Annotated in this window: 11 protein-coding genes; 7 read left to right on the forward strand and 4 right to left on the reverse strand. The window is 64.9% G+C overall.

Annotated elements, in window-relative coordinates; translation table 11 throughout:
* Window positions 1–125 precede the first annotated feature (125 nt).
* The 5 genes from mnmE (at window position 126) to YU9_RS0118250 (ending at window position 6,430) form a co-directional block, all read left to right on the forward strand.
* Window positions 126–1,484 carry a tRNA uridine-5-carboxymethylaminomethyl(34) synthesis GTPase MnmE gene (gene mnmE / locus YU9_RS0118230; RefSeq protein WP_027574113.1) on the forward strand — a complete coding sequence of 453 codons (1,359 nt, stop codon included), beginning with the start codon at window positions 126–128 and terminating at the stop codon, window positions 1,482–1,484.
* 335 nt (window positions 1,485–1,819) lie between these two features.
* On the forward strand, window positions 1,820–3,700 hold the full coding sequence (gene mnmG / locus YU9_RS0118235; RefSeq protein ID WP_027574114.1) for a tRNA uridine-5-carboxymethylaminomethyl(34) synthesis enzyme MnmG: 1,881 nt from the start codon (window positions 1,820–1,822) through the stop codon (window positions 3,698–3,700).
* Window positions 3,701–3,850: 150 nt separating this feature from the next.
* A complete protein-coding gene (rsmG, locus tag YU9_RS0118240) occupies window positions 3,851–4,483 on the forward strand; it encodes a 16S rRNA (guanine(527)-N(7))-methyltransferase RsmG (RefSeq protein WP_198028262.1) in 633 nt (210 codons plus the stop codon).
* A gap of 29 nt (window positions 4,484–4,512) precedes the next feature.
* Window positions 4,513–5,379, forward strand: coding sequence for a ParA family protein (locus YU9_RS0118245; protein WP_027574116.1), 867 nt, complete (start codon window positions 4,513–4,515; stop codon window positions 5,377–5,379).
* A gap of 163 nt (window positions 5,380–5,542) precedes the next feature.
* Window positions 5,543–6,430, forward strand: coding sequence for a ParB/RepB/Spo0J family partition protein (locus tag YU9_RS0118250; RefSeq protein ID WP_027574117.1), 888 nt, complete (start codon window positions 5,543–5,545; stop codon window positions 6,428–6,430).
* Window positions 6,431–6,721: 291 nt separating this feature from the next.
* Here YU9_RS0118250 and holA read toward each other — a convergent pair whose 3' ends face one another.
* The 3 genes from holA to leuS form a co-directional block, all read right to left on the reverse strand.
* Window positions 6,722–7,750, reverse strand: a complete 1,029-nt coding sequence (gene holA / locus YU9_RS0118255; protein WP_027574118.1) for a DNA polymerase III subunit delta — start codon at window positions 7,748–7,750, stop codon at window positions 6,722–6,724.
* Between the two features lie 109 nt (window positions 7,751–7,859).
* Window positions 7,860–8,411 carry an LPS assembly lipoprotein LptE gene (gene lptE / locus YU9_RS0118260; RefSeq protein ID WP_027574119.1) on the reverse strand — a complete coding sequence of 184 codons (552 nt, stop codon included), beginning with the start codon at window positions 8,409–8,411 and terminating at the stop codon, window positions 7,860–7,862.
* Window positions 8,398–11,022: a leucine--tRNA ligase gene (leuS, locus tag YU9_RS0118265; protein ID WP_027574120.1), complete on the reverse strand. Its 2,625-nt coding sequence runs from the start codon at window positions 11,020–11,022 to the stop codon at window positions 8,398–8,400. The genes lptE and leuS overlap by 14 nt, the downstream gene beginning before the upstream one ends.
* Before the next feature lie 190 nt (window positions 11,023–11,212).
* Here leuS and YU9_RS0118270 point away from each other — a divergent pair, with 190 nt between their 5' ends.
* Entirely contained in the window at window positions 11,213–12,259 is a 1,047-nt protein-coding gene (locus YU9_RS0118270) for a GGDEF domain-containing protein (RefSeq protein ID WP_027574121.1), read from the forward strand.
* 239 nt (window positions 12,260–12,498) lie between these two features.
* Here the strand turns inward: YU9_RS0118270 and YU9_RS0118275 are convergent, their stop codons facing one another.
* Window positions 12,499–14,202, reverse strand: a complete 1,704-nt coding sequence (locus YU9_RS0118275; protein WP_027574122.1) for a diguanylate cyclase domain-containing protein — start codon at window positions 14,200–14,202, stop codon at window positions 12,499–12,501.
* Window positions 14,203–14,311: 109 nt separating this feature from the next.
* On the opposite strand from YU9_RS0118275, the gene YU9_RS0118280 reads away from it, so the two are divergent.
* Entirely contained in the window at window positions 14,312–15,001 is a 690-nt protein-coding gene (locus YU9_RS0118280; RefSeq protein WP_027574123.1) for a YggS family pyridoxal phosphate-dependent enzyme, read from the forward strand.
* The last annotated feature ends 205 nt before the right edge of the window (window positions 15,002–15,206 follow it).

Raw genomic sequence — 15,206 nt, forward strand, 5'->3', positions numbered from 1 at the left:
GCGGCCTTGGCTTTGTTGCGGTGCAGTACAACATTTGCTGCGAAATTGGGCGCAAGCAATAAGCTGCCGCTCGCCGGGCTGAAAACGGATATTTGCCTTTTCATCGGCAGCCGGACAAATAGGCCATGCATCCGCGAGACCAGACCATTTTTGCGCTGTCATCCGGCCGGGCGCCGAGTGCGATCGCCGTGGTGCGGGTGTCTGGATCGCAGGCCGGACTGGTGCTGACCACGCTTGCGGGCCGGCTCCCGGCGCCGCGGCAGGCGAGCCGCCGGCTGCTCCGGGACGGGGCGGGCCGGCCGATCGACGACGCGGTCGTGCTCTGGTTTCCAGGACCGGCCAGCGCGACCGGCGAGGACATCGCCGAATTTCACGTCCATGGCGGGCGCGCGGTGCTGATGGCGCTCTTCTCGGCTATTTCTGTAATTCCGAATATCCGAGCCGCTGAGCCCGGAGAATTCACCCGGCGCGCCTTCGAGAACGGCAAGCTCGACCTCACCGAGGCCGAGGGCCTCGACGATCTCATCCACGCCGACACCGACCGGCAACGACGTCAGGCGCTGCGCCAGTTGCAAGGCCTGCTCGGCGACCGCGCGCGCGACTGGCGCGAGCGAATCATCGAGGCGTCCGCGCTGATCGAGGCCGGCATCGATTTTTCCGATGAAGGCGACGTGCCGGCGGAGCTGAGGGCGCCGGCGGTGAAAGCGATCAGAGCGCTTCACGACGAAATCGCAAGAGTCCTTGCGGCACAGGGACAAGCTGAACGCCTGCGCGACGGCCTGGTGGTTGCGATTGCAGGCGAGCCGAATGTCGGCAAGTCGACGCTGATGAATCAGCTGGCGCGCCGCGAGGTCGCGATCGTCTCGCCGCATGCTGGGACCACGCGCGACGTGATCGAGGTGCAGCTCGATCTCGACGGCTATCCCGTCACGGTGATCGACACCGCCGGCATCCGCGAGACCGATGATCCCGTGGAGCAGGAGGGCGTGCGCCGAGCGCGGGCGCGCGCCGACGGCGCTGACCTGGTGTTGTGGCTGGTGGAGAGTGGGCAAGCCGTCGACCCGGGAGCGCTGCGCTCGCTCCGGAAATCCGGTGACGGTGTTGCTTCGTCTGGCGGTTCGGTCTGGATCGTTCGCAACAAGATTGATCTGGGCGCGATCGGGGGTGCCGCGCTGCAGGGCGAGTTCGGGATCTCAGCGAGCCAGGGCGACGGCATTCCGGAACTGGTTGATGCCCTCGTCAAGTTTGCCGCCGAATTCTTCGGAACGACCGAGGGTGCTTTGGTAACCCGGGCTCGCCAACGCGAGCTGCTGCGCCAGGCGTCTGACAGCTTGCGCCGGAGTCTGGAGCTTGTAGAAGACGGCGAGGAGCTGGCGGCCGAAGAGTTGCGCGCCGCCGCCTTTGCCTTGGGTCGGCTTTTGGGGCGAGTGGACGTCGAGGACGTCCTAGGGGCCATCTTTCAGAGGTTCTGCATTGGAAAGTAGCGCTAGTTCTTCATTGTAGAACTAGCGCTTGTTCCGTCCCTTGTTGTTTCACGTGAAACGTCGTTCCCTTGGGGGCTCGTGAATCGCTTGAAACAGCTCGGGTTCCGACCCATGAGCGATGTCCCCCGAGCGTCGTAGGTCTCGCTATCGTTCGTCTCCGGCTGGTGCAGATTGTTTCACGTGAAACAGTAATGTCTTCAAGGCTCCTTCTACTGTGCATGGGTTGTTTTCACGAAAATGCTGCCCGCCATTTCAAGCCGTCCCGTTTCACGTGAAACACCGCCTGGCCCAGTTTCCACTTCCGGCTTTTTCCGCTCTGAGCTAGAAGTCCGCCCATGCGAACAGAGCGAGAGAGTTTCGACGTCATCGTGATTGGCGGCGGCCACGCCGGCTGTGAAGCTGCGGCTGCGGCGGCCCGGATGGGCGCGACGACCGCTCTGGTGACGCATCGTTTCTCCATGGTCGGCGCAATGTCCTGCAATCCCGCCATCGGCGGGCTCGGCAAGGGCCATCTGGTCCGTGAGGTCGATGCGCTCGATGGTCTGATGGGCCGTGTCGCAGATGCCGGCGGCATCCAATTTCGCGTCCTCAATCGCCGCAAGGGCCCCGCTGTTCGTGGTCCGCGTGCCCAGGCGGATCGGAAGCTCTATGCGGCGGCGATGCAGGCCGCGATCCGGGACACTGAGGGCCTCTCCGTCATCGAAGGCGAGGCCGATGAGCTGATCGTGGTCGAGGGACGGGTCACCGGACTGCGCTTGGCCGATGGTCGGGAGTTCCGGGCAGGGGCCGTCGTCGTCACCACCGGCACCTTCCTGCGCGGCCTGATCCATCTCGGCGAGAAAAACTGGCCCGCCGGACGCGTCGGCGAGGCCCCCGCGATGGGTCTGTCCGGCTCCTTCGAGCGTGCCGGCTTCACCCTTGGACGGCTCAAGACCGGTACTCCCCCGCGTCTGGATGGCACCACGATTGACTGGTCCGCGGTCGAGATGCAGCCTGGTGACGATCCTCCGGAGCCGTTCTCGGTCATGACCGAGCGGATCACGACCCCGCAGATCCAGTGCGGGATTACCCGGACCACGGCCGCGACCCATGCGGTGATCCGCGCCAATGTCCATCGCTCCCCGATGTACTCCGGCCAGATCAAGAGCTCCGGACCGCGCTATTGCCCCTCGATCGAGGACAAGATCGTCCGCTTTGGTGATCGCGACGGCCACCAGATCTTCCTGGAGCCGGAAGGGCTGGACGATACGACGGTCTATCCCAACGGCATCTCGACCTCGCTTCCTGAGGAGGTCCAGCTCGCGATCCTCGCCAGCATTCCCGGCCTGGAGCGGGTGAAGATGGTGCGGGCGGGCTACGCCATCGAATACGACCACATCGATCCCCGCGAGCTCGATCCGACCCTGCAGACCAAGCGTCTGCGCGGCCTGTTCCTGGCCGGGCAGATCAACGGCACCACCGGATACGAGGAGGCCGCCGGGCAGGGCATCGTGGCCGGGGTTAATGCGGCATTGGCTGCCAGCGGCGCCGCGCTCACGGTGTTCGACCGCGCCGACGGCTATCTCGGTGTGATGATCGACGACCTCGTCACCCGTGGGATCACCGAGCCCTATCGGATGTTCACCTCCCGGGCCGAGTACCGGCTGACCCTGCGGGCCGACAATGCCGATCAGCGCCTGACCGAGAAGGGCATCGCGCTGGGATGTGTCGGCAGTGCCCGGACCCGGCATCACCGCGCCAAGATGGAAGCTTTGAACGCCGCCAGGACGCTTTCGAAGTCCCTGACCATCACCCCGAACGAGGCGATCAAGCACGGGCTGTCGCTGAACCGGGATGGCCAGCGCCGCTCGGCGTTCGAGCTGATGGCCTATCCGGAGATCGGCTGGAGCCAAGTCCGTGGGATCTGGCCGGAGCTGTCGGCTATCGACTCTGTCATCGTCACCCACCTTGAGATCGATGCCAAATACGACGTCTATCTGGAACGCCAGAGCGCCGATGTCGAAGCTTTCAGGCGCGACGAGGGGATGGTGCTGTCCGAGGTCGACTACAAGCTGGTCCCCGGTCTCTCCAACGAGGTCCGCGCCAAGCTTGAGAAGGCACGACCCTTCACCGTCGGCCAGGCGGGCCGGATCGATGGCATGACGCCCGCGGCGCTCGGCATCCTCGCGGCCTATCTGCGGCGCGAGGCGCGCAAGAGCTCCAAGGCGATCGCATAGGCGTTTCACGTGAAACAGCGCGGATCGGGCGGGGATAGGCCGCTATCGCGACGACCCGGAGCGGGTGAGGGCGCCCGTCGGCGGGTCGAGCCGGCGCCGGCCGGACCGAGGATCGACAAGGCCAGCGCCAACGATCAGTCACTCGATGCGATCATCGCCGCCGACAAGGCCGCAGCCCTCAAGCTCGCTCCCGTTTCACATGAAACGGAAGCCCGGCTCGATCGCTACATCGCGCTGCTCCGGGAGTGGCAGGCCAAGACCAATCTCGTCGCGCCCTCGACCCTGCCAAACCTCTGGACCCGGCACATCGCCGACTCGCTTCAGCTCGTTGATCTCGCACCGGCGGCAAAACGCTGGGCCGACCTCGGCAGCGGCGGCGGCTTCCCGGGTGTCGTGCTGGCCTGCGCGATGGCCAGCACGCCGGGCGCGAGCGTCCATCTGGTCGAGCGAATCGCCAAGAAGGCGGCGTTCCTGCGCGAAGCGATTCGCGTCACCACATCCCCGGGGGTCGTACATCTCGCTGAGATCGGGGATAATGTGGATAGAATCACCGGCCCCGTCGATTGCGTCACCGCGCGTGCACTGGCTCCGCTACATCAACTCATCGGCTTTGCGGAGCCGCTGATGCGCCAAGGCGCAAGGGCGCTATTTCTCAAGGGTCAAGATGTAGAGGCTGAATTGACCGAAGCCGCTAAATATTGGAATATTCAGCCGCAGCTCCACCCAAGCCGTACCGGCGACGGCTGGATCGTGGAGCTGAGTGCCGCAGAACGGCGCAGCTGAGGCGTTCAGGGGGTGAGTGGGGAATTTCGATGAGCGTGATTGACGAGCCGCAGCCAGAACAGGCCGCCCAAGAGACCAATGAAGTCCCACACGGTCACCCGCGCATCCTGGCGCTGGCGAATCAGAAGGGCGGCGTGGGAAAAACAACCACAGCGATCAACCTCGGAACGGCGCTCGCTGCGATCGGCGAGCGCGTCCTGATCGTCGATCTCGATCCCCAGGGCAACGCCTCGACCGGCCTCGGCATCGATCGCCGCAACCGCTCCTGCTCGACCTACGACGTGCTGGTCGGCGAAGCGGCCTTGCGCGAGGCGGTGGTCTCGACCGCGGTGCCGCGGCTGCACATCGCGCCCTCGACCATGGATCTCTCCGGCCTCGAGCTCGAGCTCGGCACCACGCCTGGCCGCGCCTTCAAGTTGCGCGACGCCATCGCCGCGCTCAACAACAACGTCTCGCCGGACGCCGACTACACCTATGTGCTGATCGACTGCCCGCCCTCGCTCAACCTGCTCACGGTGAACGCGATGGCGGCATCCGACGCGATCCTGGTGCCGCTGCAATGCGAGTTCTTCGCGCTCGAAGGTCTGTCGCAACTCTTGCAGACCGTCGAGCAAGTGCGCTCGACGCTCAATCCGAACCTGTCGATTCACGGCATCGTGCTGACCATGTTCGACTCGCGCAACAATCTGTCGAACCAGGTCGTCGCCGACGTCCGGCAGTTCATGGGCGAGAAGGTCTACAAGACCATGATCCCGCGCAACGTGCGCATCTCCGAGGCGCCGTCTTACGGCAAGCCGGTGCTGGTCTACGACCTCAAATGCGTTGGCAGCGAAGCTTACTTGCGCCTCGCCACCGAAGTGATCCAGCGCGAGCGCGAGCTGCGCACGACGCATTGAATCCAGGCGATGTCATTCCGGACAATTCGCGGCCCGCGAATTGATCCGGAATCCCGAGATTTGAAATTGATCAACGTCGATATTCCGGGTTCGCGCTCCGCGCGGCCGGAATGACGGGAGCAGAGTAGCAGGAGCGTTCGAGTTGAATCCAAGGGAGCTGGCGATGGCCGACGAAGCGCGTTCGCGACTGGGCCGAGGTCTTGCGAGTCTGATCGGTGACGTCGGCGGCGAGGCCCAGCATGTCGATCGACCGCGCGCACAGCGCAAGGTGCCGATCGAATTCATCAAGGCCAATCCGCGCAATCCGCGCCGTACGTTTTCGGACACCGAGCTCAAAGAGCTCTCCGACTCCATCAAGCAGCATGGCGTGATCCAGCCGATCGTGGTGCGTCCGGTGAAGGGCGCGCAGGATCGCTACGAGATCATCGCCGGCGAGCGGCGCTGGCGCGCCTCGCAGATGGCCGGCTTGCACGAGGTGCCGATCGTGCCGGTCGACATCAGCGACAGCGACGCGCTGGAGTTCGCGATCGTCGAGAACGTGCAGCGCGAAGACCTCAACCCGATGGAAGAGGCGCAGGGCTATCACGCGCTCGCCAACGAGTTCAAACGCAGCCAGGACGACATCGCAAAAGTCGTCGGCAAGAGCCGCAGCCACGTCGCCAACATGATGCGGCTGACCAAGCTGCCGGCCGAGGTGCAGGCCTTCATCGCGACCGGCGAATTGACGGCTGGCCACGCCCGCGCGCTGATCGGCGTGCCGGATCCGCTCGCTGCCGCCAAGCGCATTGTCGAGGAAGGTCTCAACGTCCGGCAGGCCGAGGCGCTTGCACATGAAGAAGGCGTGCCGGAGCGCAAGCCGCAGAAGGCGCGCGCCACCGGGGGCAAGGAAAAAGACCCCGATACGATCGATCTGGAGAAGCGCGTCAGCGACGCGCTCGGGCTCAAGGTCACCGTCAATCACCGGGACCCCGGCGGCTCCGTGCAGATCAACTACCGCAATCTCGATCAGCTCGACGAGGTGATGAAGCGGCTGGCGAAGGGTGCGCTGTAGCTGCACCGGCTCTCTAAATCCATCACCCTGAGATGGCCGCTTCTTCAGCGGCCCTCTAAGGGCGACGGCCCGGCTGCATCTCGGCCGTTCATCCTTCGAGGCTCCCCGCGCGCCGCGTTGCGCCGCGCGGCTCGCACCTCAGGATGACGGATTTAGTGCTTCGCTCTGTCATTGCGGCCGCGTCTGCATCCACATCGTCATTGCGAGCGGAGCGAAGCAATCCAGAATCTTTCCGCGGAGGGACTCTGGATTGCTTCGCTTCGCTCGCAATGACGTGGAGAGAGCGGAGGCCTAGCCCCGCCGTTTCGCATTCGCGGCGATCGCCATCAACGTACGCTGGGCGATGGCGGCGGCGAGGGTGGATTGCTTGCGGGTATCGAGCGCGGCAGTTGCGAGCTGCTCGATAATGGCGGCGAGCCGCGCCGGGCTGAAATTGCGCAGCGCGGTTTCGACCGCGGGCTTTCGTGAAAAATGCAGGCGCGGAAAGCCGCCGTCGAGCACGGCGGAGACGGGCGTGCCGTCGGCGATGGCGAGCGCCGATTTGTGCAGCCACGCGGCCTGGCGCTGCGCGGCGGAGATGATCACGCCCGGATAGGTGCCGGCGATCATGGCTTTTGCAAACTCGGTCTCGACGATGTCGGGCCGGCCGGCAAAGGCGCCGTCGACGATCGGATCGAGCTTCAGTTCCGACGCATCGGCGACCACGGCCATGACGTCATCCAGCGTGACCTCGCCCTTGCCGTGGGCGTAGAGCGTCAGCTTGCGCAGCTCATTGCGCGAGGCCTGGCGGTCGCCGCCGAGGAACGACATCAGCGCCGCGCGGGCGTCCTGCGCGATGCGCAAGTTTGCAATGCGGAGCTCGTCCTCCATCAGCTTGGCAAGGTCCCGCTCGGTGTCGGGATAGCAGCCGATCGCGACCGCCGTCTTGGCCTTCTCGCAGGCCTTGCGCAGCGGCGATTCCGGGCGGAGCTCGCCGGCCTCGATCACGATGCGGCAATCCCTCACGTTCATCTCGGCCAGCGTCTCGATTCCGCCGGCAAAGCTGCGCGAGCCGGCGCGAACGCGGATGGCGCGGCGGCCGCCGAACAGCGGCACCGTCATGGCTTCGTCGACGAGGCGCGAAGGCTCGGCGGAAAGCTCGTCGCCGTCGAGCTTGACCAGCGAGAACGGATCATTGGGATCATCGACGCTGGAAGCGATCAGCGCATCGGCGCGCTCGCGGACGAGGCCGGCATCGGGACCGTAGAGCAGGATGATCGGACGGCCCGCATCGGGGCGGGCGAGGAAGGCGTCGATCTCTTTTCCGCGGAGCGCGACCATCGGGCCCAATTGTCATTCCGGGGCGCGCCAAGCGCGAACCCGGAATCTCGATCAACAATCTCTGGATTCCGGGTTCGCCCTTCGGGCGCCCCGGAATGACGGAATTAAATCAGGTGCCCGCGGTGAAGAACGAGGCGAGCCGGGTGGTGATGTTCTCGGCGATCTCGTTGGCGGCGCGATCCTCGGCATCGCGCACGGCGCGGGTGCGCGAGAAGCGCTGATAGGACCCCGGCATGTCATAGGACACGCGCGAGAAGGTCGAGCCGGTCATGACCGACCTGCCGGTCGCGACCTCGATCAGATTGTACTGGGCGTCGATGCCAAGGTTTTCGCTGGTCGGTAGTCCCGTCGTAGCGCTGACGATCAGCGAGGAGCGGCTGGTGGTGAAGCGGATGTCCAGCCGGTGAGTCGGTGGCATGCCCGTCGCCGTGCCGTAAAGCTTGAAGGCCAGCGCATTGCGGATTTCGACGCCGACGCGGGCCTCGCGGGACGCATTGGGCTTGCTGATCGGCGGCAGCTCGACCCCCATCAGCTTCTCGCGCAGGCCGGGGGTCCCGTCGGTGCGCTCGGCATACATCGGCTGGAAGCAGCCGGCCGTCAGCGCCGCCAGCGCGGCCACTGCCAACAAGCGGGCGGCGATACGGATCCTAGCCGACAACATTCACGATCCTCTTGGGGACGATGATCACCTTGCGGACGGGCTTGCCGTCCAAGGCCAGCTTTACCGCATCGAGGGCCAAAACGGCAGCCTCGATTTCCGGATTCTGGGCCGCTGTTGCAACTGTGACCTCACCCCGCTTCTTGCCGTTGACCTGAACCACCAGGCTCACGCTGTCTTCAACCAGCAAATCGCGTTCGATTTGGGGCCAATTGGCCTCCGAAACCAGCCCCTTGTGCCCCAGCCCCTGCCAACACTCCTCGGCCAGATGCGGCATCATCGGCGAGAACAGCTGGACCAGGATCTGGCTGGCTTCCCGGATCGCCCAAGCGAGATCAGCCGGAGGCTGGCCGGGGCGCTGCAGCACCTCCGAGAATGCATTGGTGAATTCGCGGATATGGGCGAGGCAGACGTTGAAGTGCAGCCGCTCGATGCCGGTGGTGACCTTGTCCAGCGCGCCGTGGGCGGCCTTGCGCAAGGCGGTGGCATCAGGGCCGAAGCTGGCCGGCCGGGCTGCCGGCGCAGTCTTGCCGAGCTCGACGGAATCGTTCACCAGCCGCCACAGCCGCTGCACGAAGCGCGAGGCGCCCTGGACGCGCTCGTCGCTCCAGATCACGTCGCGGTCGGGCGGGGAGTCCGACAGCATGAACCAGCGGGCGACGTCGGCACCGTAGGTCTCGATGATGTCATCAGGATCGACCGTGTTCTTCTTCGACTTCGACATCTTCTCGATCGGGCCGATCGCGATGTCTTCGCCCGACGACAGCAGCGTCGCGCGGCGGCCGTTGCCACCAACCTCGATCTTCACCTCGGCCGGCTGCACATAGGTGCCGTCGGCCTTCTGGTAGGTCTCGTGCACCACCATGCCTTGCGTGAACATGCCGGCGAACGGCTCGTCCAATGCAACGTGCCCGGTCGCCTTCATCGCGCGGGTGAAGAAGCGGCTGTAGAGCAGATGCAGGATCGCGTGCTCGACGCCCCCGATATACTGGTCGACCGGCAGCATCCGGTTGGCGACCGCAGGCGTCGTCGGCGTGGCCTCGTTCCAGGGATCGGTGAAGCGCGCGAAGTACCAGGACGAATCCACGAAAGTGTCCATGGTGTCGGTCTCACGCTGCGCCTTGCCACCACATTTCGGGCAGGTGACGTGCTTCCAGGTCGGGTGATGATCGAGCGCGTTGCCCGGCCGGTCGAAGGTCGCATCGTCCGGCAGCTTCACCGGCAAATCGACATCCGGCACCGGCACCACATCGCACTTCGGACAGTGAATGACGGGAATCGGACAGCCCCAATAGCGCTGGCGCGAAATGCCCCAGTCACGCAGGCGGAAGTTGACCTGACGCTCGCCGACCGGCGCATTGCCGCGCAGCTCCGTCTCGAGACGCTTCGCCACCTCTTCCTTGGCCTGCTCGATGGTCATGCCATCGAGGAAGCGCGAATTGATCATGCGGCCGTCACCGTCATAGGCGGTGTCGGTGATGACGAAGGTCTTGGGATCCTGGCCCTCGGGGCACACCACGGGCGTGTTGCCGAGATTGTATTTGTTGACGAAGTCGAGGTCGCGCTGATCGTGCGCCGGGCAGCCGAAGATCGCGCCGGTGCCGTATTCCATCAGCACGAAATTGGCGACATAGACCGGCAGCTTCCAGCTCGGGTCGAACGGGTGTACCGCGCGGATGCCGGTGTCAAAGCCCTGCTTCTCCGCAGTGTCGATGATCTCCTGCGCGGTGCCGATCTTCTTGATCTCGGCGATGAACTCCGCAAGCTCAGGGTTCTTCGCGGCTGCTGCCTGCGCCAGCGGATGATCCGCCGAGATCGCCATGAACTTTGCGCCGAACAGCGTGTCCGGGCGCGTGGTGAAAATCTTCAGCTCGCTTTCGCCGGCCGGCGTCGTCGCCGCATCCAGCGCGAAGCGGACCAAAAGGCCTTCGGAGCGGCCGATCCAGTTGCGCTGCATCAGCCGCACCTTGTCGGGCCAGCGATCCAGCCCGTCGAGCGCCGCCAAGAGCTCCTGCGAGTACTTCGTGATCTTGAAGACCCACTGGTTCATCTCGCGTTGTTCAACCACGGCGCCCGAACGCCAGCCGCGGCCGTCGATCACCTGCTCGTTGGCGAGCACGGTCATGTCGACGGGGTCCCAGTTCACCTTGCGCTTCTCGCGCTCGGCGAGACCTGCGCGCAGAAAGTCCAGAAACATCTTCTGCTGGTGCTTGTAATAGCTGGGATCGCAGGTCGCGATCTCTCTGGACCAGTCCAGCGACAGCCCGATCGAGCGGAGCTGCTTCTTCATCGCGGCGATGTTGTCGTAGGTCCAGGCCTTCGGGGCGACCTTGCGCTCGATCGCGGCGTTCTCGGCCGGCAGGCCGAAGGCATCCCAACCCATCGGATGCAGCACGTTGAACCCCTTGGCGCGCATGAAGCGGGCCAGCACGTCGCCGAGCGTGTAATTCCGGACGTGGCCGATATGGATGCGCCCGGAGGGGTAGGGGAACATCTCGAGCACATAGTATTTCGGCCGCGGATCGTCGTTCTTGGAGACGAAGATCGCCTGCTGGTCCCAGGTAGCTTGCCAGCGCGGTTCGGCGTCGCGGGCGTTATAGCGTTCGGAGGTCATGGAATCGTTGGGTTTTCTTGGGTTCGGCCGTCTAAAGACGGCGGACTAGGCCATAGAAGACCTCAGGGGGTCAATGGGTTGCCGCGTTCTGGAACTTTGACCACGCCTCCGCATAACTACGAGGGCTGGCGTTGGGGTGTGATTAAGGGGTCAATGCCAAGTTGCGGCCCAACAAGGCCGCATGAGCGCGATGGATTCCAGCTTCGACGATCCCGATTACGACTATGCCGCGTCCATCGCCGGACGGGCGATGCGGAGCATGGCCGAACAGCGGATTGCACCGACCCCGGCCAATTTTGCCGTCTGGTTCCAGTACTTCGCCGGCAGCCAGGACGATCTGCGCAACGCAGTCGATTTCCTGATCGACCACAATCGTCCCTTCGACGCCCGAACCAATCAGGACCTGTTCGAGACCTACGTCGCGCCCCAGGTGAGCGCCGCCGTGGTCGACACTTCCGAGCGGCTGCAGGCGCTCATGGGGGCCGCGAAGGAGTTTCTGGCGACTGCGATCGCCGACAATCATTCGCAGATGCAGGTCATCAGCCAGGTTGCCGACCAGGGCAGGGCCGGCGTCGATCCAAAATTGCTGGTCGCCCAGCTCATGAACGAGCTGGCGCGGGCCGCCACAAGGGCGACGCGGCTGGAGGCAGGCTTTGCGGAAAAGACCCGCGAGCTCGACGTGATCCGCGATTCGCTGTCGAGGTCCGAGCAGCGCGCCCGGACCGACATGCTGACGGGCCTGGCGAACCGGCGGGCGCTCGATGAATTTCTGCGCAAGGCGCAGGCGACTGCGGAATGGGGCGAGCCGCTCAGCGTGCTCTTGCTCGACATCGACCACTTCAAATCCTTCAACGACAATTTCGGCCATGGCGTCGGCGACCAGGTGCTGCGCCTGATGGCCAAGGTGCTGCGCGAAAAGGTTCGCGCGCAGGATCTGCCGGCCCGCTATGGCGGCGAGGAGCTGATCGCGGTGCTGCCGGACGCCGATCTCGCCACTTGCGCCGGGATCGCCGAACGCATCAGGCGCGCGATCGCCGAGTGCACGATCACGCGCCGCTCCACCGGCGAGATCCTGCCCAACATCAGCGTGTCGATCGGCGTGGCGCAGTACCGGGCCGGCGAGGCGATCGCCGATCTGATCGACCGTTGCGACCGCGCGCTCTATCTCGCCAAGGGCGGCGGCCGCAATCGCGTGGTGACCGAGATCGAGCTCGAGCGGGCCGGGGCTGCGGGCTAGCCGCCGGTGAAGGTGCACTCCCTCTCCCGCTTGCTTGCGGGAGAGGGTCGGGGAGAGGGTGTTTCCACCATGGGACAATCCCCAAGAGGAGAAAGCCCTCACCCGGCGCTTCGCCATAGCCGAGGCTTTGCCTCGGCGTCTCTTGAAATGACGGCCGCCGAAGGCGGCCTATGCCTCTCCGGCAAGCGGGAGAGGTGAGCGGGCCCGCGGCAACCGATTCAACCGAGGACGATGCCGCTTTAGGCGCTCGCCACCATCATCATCTCGGCCGTGCCGGCCGCGATCGCATGCACGCCGTGCTCGACGACGTTGTTGCGGCCACGATGCTTGGCGGCGTAGAGCGCGGCGTCGGCGGCTTCGATCAGGTCGCCGGGACGCAAGGACTCGTTCGGTTTTGTCGCGGCGACGCCGATCGAGACCGTGACGATCATGTGGTTCGAGGTGATGTGCGGCAGGCAGAGTTTCAGCACGGCCGCGCGCACCTGCTCGCCGATTTCAACGGCACGCGTCACGTCGGTGTTCGGCAGCAGCAGGCAGAACTCCTCGCCGCCATAGCGCGCCGCAAAGCCCATCGTGTCGGCGGCGATGCCTGACAGCGATTCGCCGAGCTGCGTCAGGCAGGAATCGCCTTCGAGATGGCCGTAGGTATCGTTGAACAGCTTGAAATGGTCGACATCGATCATCAGAAGCGCGAGCTCGCTGCCATATTGCTGCGCGCGCATCCACTCGAAGTCGAGCCGGCTCTGGAAACCGCGACGATTGGCGAGACCGGACAGCATATCGATCGAAGCCATCACCGTCAGGCGGTCGTTGCTCGCGATCAGCTCGCGCTCGCGCTGGCTCAGCTGCGCAGCCATCGCGTTGAATGCGCGGGCCAGAGGCACGAACTCGGCCGGCAGCCGATTGCGTGCCGCGCGGGCCGACAGGTCGCCCTCGCCGAGACGCTTGGCCATGTCGGCGAGCATCTCGATCGGCTTGATCACCAATTTCTCGGCGGCGATCAGCGCGCCGAGCAGGACGAACATGAGGACGAAAGCGAGCTGCAGATATGCCGTGCGGATGTCGCGGCTGACCGCTGCGGACACCTTGTCTTCGTCGATGCTGGCAATCAGGCGAGCATTGGTGCCGGCGATGCGGATATAGCTGACCGCGCGGCGGGAGCCGTCGGCGGCGAGGAAAGACAGTGACCCCTCATCCTGATCGGACCGCAGCGCCTTGTCGGCGATCGCGGACATCAGCGGCATGTTGTCGAGGGGACGGCCGACAGCACTGTGCTGATCGGCCGGGGCCGCCAGCACGGTGCCCGCGCTGTCGACCAGCACCGCGGTGATGCCGGCGCGACCGCCCAGATTGCTCATGACCTTCGACATCCAGTCGAGATTGACGGTGGCGAGCACGACAGCATCGGGTACCCCGCTGAAGGCGGAGACCGGATAAACCGCCATCACCGTCGGCGACGGCACCGGCCGCGACATGATGAAGTCGCTCAGGATGAAGCGGCCGGTTTCCTGTGCCTGCTGGAAGTACGGCCGGTCGCTGAGATCGAGGCCGACATACATGTTGTTGGTGGCGCATTGGATGCGCCCGTCCTGGCCGGCGATCAGAAGCGTGCGGATCCAGGGAAGGCTCGATGGCAGACTTGCGCGCAGCACGTCGCAGCTCTTGCTGATGCCGCCGGCGGAAGCGCGGATGAAGGCCTCCGATTTCAGGATGGTCTCGACCGACGAGATCACCTCACGCTGCGCATCGGCGCTGTGCCTTGCCACCGTGGTGAATTCGGCCGCAGCTTGCGCGATCTGCCGCGCGCGCGTGTTTTCGAGCGAACGGATGCGCTCGAGCATCAAGGGCGTCACAAGAATCACCGCGAGCAACGCAAGCCGCGCCCGGATTCCGAGAACCTGCTTGAGTTTCGCTCGTTTGCGGTTGAGACTGACGCTTGCCATCTTCGCTACCCACCCCGTGGCTCAAGGTAAAACGAAGGGTTCAAAAACTGTTTCTTGAACTCGGTAAAATTGGACTTACCTCCGTCCCGATCACGGACAATCAAACGTCATGACAGAAGAAAGCGCCGCGCCGGTAACCGGCCATTCACCACACGCACTCGCTTCGGTCGAAGCCGAGATTGCACGCGCCTGCAAGGATGCGCAGCGCGACCGCGCCTCCGTGACGCTGATCGCGGTGTCCAAGACTTTCGCGCCCGATGCAATTACCCCGGTTATCGCCGCCGGACAGCGCGTATTCGGCGAGAATCGGGTGCAGGAGGCCAAAGGCAAATGGCCGGCGTTAACGTCTGTTTACCCCGATATCGCGCTGCATCTGATCGGGCCGCTGCAATCCAACAAGGCGAAAGAGGCGGTCGCGCTGTTCGACGCCATCCATTCGGTCGACCGCCCGAGCATTTGCCAAGCGTTAGCCAAGGAAATCGAATCCCAGAACAAGCACCCGCAGCTCTTCGTCCAGATCAACACCGGCGAGGAACCGCAGAAGGCCGGCGTCGCGCCCGGCGAGGCCGACGCCTTCCTCGCGAGCTGCCGCGACACTTATGGGCTGACGATCTCGGGACTGATGTGCATCCCGCCGGTCGACGAACCGCCGGCGGCGCACTTCGCGCTTACCGCCAAGATCGCCGCGCGCAACGGCTTGAAGAATCTCTCGATGGGCATGAGCGCCGATTTCGCCACAGCGATCATGCTAGGTGCCACCCATGTGCGCGTGGGCAGCGCGATCTTCGGGCACAGGTAGGAAGGTCGTACCCGACAACGGAGCACGTGCATCGTCGGCGCTCACTCTCGTGTCCCGGACAAGCCGCAACGCTCGAGCGTTGCGGCGCAGAGCCGGGACCCAGGGCAACGCGGGACAGTGCGACGGACTGGGCCCCGGCTCTGCAGCGCACCGCTGAAGAAGCGCTGCGCTGCGTCCGGGGCACGAGCGCGAAGCGTGGCGCTCG

The sequence above is a fragment of the Bradyrhizobium sp. WSM1743 genome (assembly GCF_000473065.1).
In the GTDB taxonomy this organism is placed as follows: Bacteria; Pseudomonadota; Alphaproteobacteria; order Rhizobiales; family Xanthobacteraceae; genus Bradyrhizobium.